4 protein-coding genes and 1 pseudogene are annotated in these 3749 nt (G+C 62.5%); all 5 read right to left on the reverse strand.

The window, feature by feature from the left end; all coding sequences use genetic code 11:
• A partial coding sequence (locus HX846_RS18685) for a lyase family protein (protein WP_256739836.1) occupies positions 1 to 582 on the reverse strand: 582 nt, incomplete at its 3' end.
• A gap of 49 nt (positions 583 to 631) precedes the next feature.
• The gene (locus tag HX846_RS18690) at positions 632 to 1927 is read right to left on the reverse strand and encodes an MFS family transporter (protein ID WP_003219818.1); all 1296 of its coding nucleotides are present in this window, start codon (positions 1925 to 1927) and stop codon (positions 632 to 634) included.
• Positions 1928 to 2107: 180 nt separating this feature from the next.
• Complete coding sequence (gene pcaG / locus HX846_RS18695) at positions 2108 to 2674, reverse strand: protocatechuate 3,4-dioxygenase subunit alpha (protein WP_178965873.1); 567 nt, start codon at positions 2672 to 2674, stop codon at positions 2108 to 2110.
• A gap of 1 nt (position 2675) precedes the next feature.
• Entirely contained in the window at positions 2676 to 3380 is a 705-nt protein-coding gene (gene pcaH / locus HX846_RS18700; protein WP_003219824.1) for a protocatechuate 3,4-dioxygenase subunit beta, read from the reverse strand.
• A 28-nt stretch (positions 3381 to 3408) separates the two neighbouring features.
• Positions 3409 to 3749, reverse strand: a pseudogene (locus tag HX846_RS18705) (3-oxoadipyl-CoA thiolase); the annotation flags it as partial.

Genomic DNA, 3749 nt, shown 5'->3' on the forward strand with positions numbered 1-3749 from the left:
CAGCACCAGCAAACGCGGCTTGAGCTCACTGATGCGCTGGCGGTTGCGGGTGACTGCGCCGAGCCAACCGGCGATCTTCATGCCCAGCGTGACCGGCGTTGCATGCTGCAGCCAGGTCCGGCCCGCCAAAGGAGTTGTCCCGTAACGCTGGGCCTGGGCGGCAAGAATGTCCCCCAACCGCGCCAGATCATGTTCGATCAGCTCGACCGCACGGCGCAGTTGCAGCACCAGGCCGGTGTCCATCACATCCTGGCTGGTAGCGCCCAGATGCACATAACGTTCGGCGCCGGCATCTTCGCTGGCGATCAACTTGCCGAGGGCCTTGACCAAGGGAATCGCGGAGTTGCCTGCGGTGGCGATGGCGTCGCCGAGGGCATCTACGTCGTAGAGAGAAGCCAGGCAGGCCTGGGCAATGGGCGCGACGGCCGCTTGCGGGATCAACCCGACCTGAGCCTCGGCCCGGGCCAGCGCCGCTTCGAAATCCAGCATGCCCTGCAAACGCCCCTGGTCGCAGAACACTTCGGCCATGCCGTTGGCGGTGAAGTAGGCGTCGAACAGTTGGTTGCTCGTGCGCATCGTCATAACACATCCCTAGGTGGCGCATACCCGGCAACGGGCATGCGCCAGCCGGTTACAGATCGTGGTGCAAATACGCCGCCTCTTTGGGCAGGCGCAAGCTGAACAGGAACGCCACCGCCATCATCGCCGTGACGTACCAGTAGAAGGTGTTCTCCATGCCCATGGACTTGAGCCCCAAGGCCACATATTCCGCCGAACCGCCGAAGATCGCGTTCGCCACCGCATACGCCAGGCCCACGCCCAGTGCGCGTACTTGTGGCGGGAACATTTCGGCTTTCACCAGGCCGCTGATGGAGGTGTAGAAGCTCACGATGGCCAGGGCCAGGGTGATCAGCACAAAAGCCAGGAACGGGCTGCTGACGGTTTTCAGGGTCAACAGGATTGGTACAGTGCACAGCGTGCCCAGGGCACCGAACCACAGCATCGAGTTACGGCGGCCAATCTTGTCCGCCAGCATGCCGAACACCGGCTGCATGCACATGTAGAAGAACAGCGCGCCGGTCATGATGTAGCTGGCGGTCTTGGCGTGCATCCCGGCGGTGTTCACCAGGTACTTCTGCATGTAGGTGGTGAACGTGTAGAAAATCAGCGAGCCGCCGGCGGTGTAGCCGAGCACGGTGATAAACGCCGCCTTGTGATCGCGGAACAGCGCGGCAATGCTGCCGGCGTCCTTGTCTTCACGCATTTCCTTGCTGGTGGTTTCTTTCAGGGTGCGACGCAGCAACAGCGAGATCACCGCCGCAATGGCGCCGATCACGAACGGAATGCGCCAGCCCCAGGCCCGCAGTTCTTCTTCGGTGAGGATCTGTTGCAGGATCACCACCACCAACACCGCCAGCAGTTGCCCGCCGATCAGGGTCACGTACTGGAACGAGGCGAAGAACCCGCGCTGGCCCTTGAGGGCGACTTCACTCATGTAGGTGGCGGTGGTGCCGTATTCGCCGCCGACCGACAGGCCCTGGAACAACCGGGCGACCAACAGCAGGGCCGGGGCCCAGGCGCCGATGTCTTTGTAGGTGGGCAAAAAGGCGATGACCAGGGAACCGGCGCACATCATCAGCACCGAGATCATCATGGAATTCTTGCGACCGTGTTTATCCGCCACCCGGCCGAACAGCCAGCCGCCGATGGGGCGCATCAGGAAGCCGGCGGCGAACACGCCGGCGGTGTTCAGCAGTTGCACGGTGGGGTCGTCCGACGGGAAAAACGCCGGGGCGAAATAGATGGCGCAGAAGGCATAGACGTAGAAGTCGAACCATTCGACGAGGTTGCCGGAAGAGGCACCGACAATCGCAAAAATCCTTTTGCTGCGTTCTTCTCCGGTGTAGTGGCTGGTTTTTGTTGTCATGTTTTTTCACTCAGTGGGAACGGTTATAGCCTAGACATACTTTGCAACAACCATGTTCCGCAAGCAGACTTTTGGATATTTGTTGCCTGGGCCGGCCTCATCGCGGGCAAGCCTGGCTCCCACATTTGGAATGCATTCCCCTGTGGGAGCTGGCTTGCCTGCGATAAATCCGCAACCCACTCAATAATCGAAGAACACCGTCTCTTCGTCTGTGCCCTGCAAAATCACATTCCACTGATACACACCCGCCGCATCCGCCTTGGCGATCAACGTGCGGCGGCGCTCCTGCGGCACATACGCCAGCAGCGCGTCATCCCCATTCGCCGCTTCACCGTCAAAGTAAATCCGCGTCAGCAGGTGCTTCACCAGCCCACGGGCAAACACCAGCACCACCAGGTGCGGCGCCTGGGTCGTGCCCTTCAACCCCGGCACACTGCCCGGCTTGATGGTGGTAAAGCGAAAACGCCCTTCGGCATCCACCGGCACCCGGCCAAAGCCTTCGAAGTTCGGGTCCACCGGTTTGTCCTGCTCATCCTCGGGATGGTCGTACTTGCCGGCCGCATTGGCCTGCCAGACTTCCAGCATGGCGTCGTTGACCACATCGCCATTGCCATCCACCACCTGCCCGGTGATCGCCACGCGCTCGCCGAGGGTGGCGGCAACGGTCAGGTCTTCGCGGTTCAGCCAGGTCAGGCCGATGTGGTAATACGGCCCGACGGTGTGGGAAGTAGTCGCATTGAGGCTCATCTCATTTCTCCATCGGCGTGGCGTCGCGGCCGCGCAGGACGATGTCCCAGCGGTAGCCGAGGGCATAGTGCGGAATGGTTTTTTCCAGATCGAACGAGGCGATCAGGCGTTCCTTGGCGGACGTGTCCGGGACGCAGTTGTAGATCGGGTCGTAGGCCAGCAGCGGGTCACCGGGGAAATACATCTGCGTCACCAACCGCGTCAGCACACTCGGGCCGAACAGCGAGAAGTGGATGTGCGCCGGGCGCCACGCGTTGTGGTGATTGCCCCACGGGTAGGCGCCGGGCTTGATGGTCTGGAACTGGTACCAGCCGTCGGCGTCGGTGACGGTACGCCCGGTGCCGGTGAAGTTCGGGTCCAGCGGTGCGTCGTGCTGGTCGCGCTTGTGGTTGTAGCGGCCGGCAGCGTTGGCCTGCCAGATTTCCACGAGGATGCCGGGAACGGGCAGGCCGTTTTCATCCAGCACGCGCCCGTGAATGATGATGCGTTCGCCCTGGGGCTCGCCTTCGTGCTGGGCGGTCAGGTCGTTGTCCTTCTCGTTGACGCGCTCGGCGCCGATGGTCGGGCCGGTGATTTCCGACAGGGAATGGGGCAGGAACACCAACGGCTTGGACGGCGAACGCAGGTTCGTCGACTGGTAGGCTGGGTGCAGGTAATCAGGCTGAGTACCCGCTTGCGGGCGCCGGTATCCGGGCTTGTCACTCATGGAGCAATCCTCTTTATTCTTGTGGGTCTCAAACGCGTTCGATCGCCAGGGCCAGGCCTTGGCCCACACCGACGCACATGGTCGCCAGGCCTTTGCTGCCACCGGTTTTTTCCAGCTGATGCAGCGCGGTCAGTACCAGGCGCGCACCGCTCATGCCCAGCGGATGGCCAAGGGCAATCGCGCCGCCGTTCGGGTTGACCTGCGGTGCGTCGTCGGCAATCCCCAGTTCGCGCAGCACGGCCAGGCCCTGGCTGGCGAAGGCTTCGTTGAGTTCGATCACATCGAAATCAGTTACCGCCAGGCCCAGGCGTTCCACCAGTTTGCGCACCGCCGGCACCGGGCCGATGCCCATCACACGCGGCGCCACAC

It is taken from the genome of Pseudomonas sp. K5002, from assembly GCF_013386655.1.
Taxonomy (GTDB): domain Bacteria; phylum Pseudomonadota; class Gammaproteobacteria; order Pseudomonadales; family Pseudomonadaceae; genus Aquipseudomonas.